Below are 355 nucleotides of genomic sequence, written 5' to 3'. Positions count from 1 at the left end.
GCGCCGGACAGGTCATCCTCGCCGACAAGGGCTTCGCCGGGAAGGAGTTCGAGGCATTCATCACCGAACGGCTCGAAGGCCATCTGGTACGTCCGGACCGCAAGGACGAACCCACCCGGCATGGACGCCTGGCCCGATGCCGCCAGTGGATCGAGGCGGTTTTCGACACCCTCAAGGGCCAGCTCAGCCTGGAACAGCACGGCGGAAGAACACCGGCCGGAGTCTTCGCCCGCACCGGCCAACGACTCCTCGCCCTCGCAGCAGCCATCTGGCACAACTGGACCACCGGAGCCGAAGCCAAGCGATCCCTGATCGCGTATGACCACTGAGGACATCAGACTCACTCATCTAGGGC

1 protein-coding gene is annotated in these 355 nt (G+C 64.8%); it reads left to right on the top strand.

The features are described 5' to 3' along the window. A partial coding sequence (locus VT50_RS38110; protein ID WP_143645272.1) for a transposase occupies window positions 1–329 on the top strand: 329 nt, incomplete at its 5' end. Between the last annotated feature and the right edge of the window lie 26 nt (window positions 330–355).

The sequence above is a fragment of the Streptomyces antioxidans genome (genome assembly GCF_000968685.2).
GTDB lineage: Bacteria > Actinomycetota > Actinomycetes > Streptomycetales > Streptomycetaceae > Streptomyces > Streptomyces antioxidans.
This window is presented reverse-complemented; position numbering and strand designations above follow the sequence as displayed.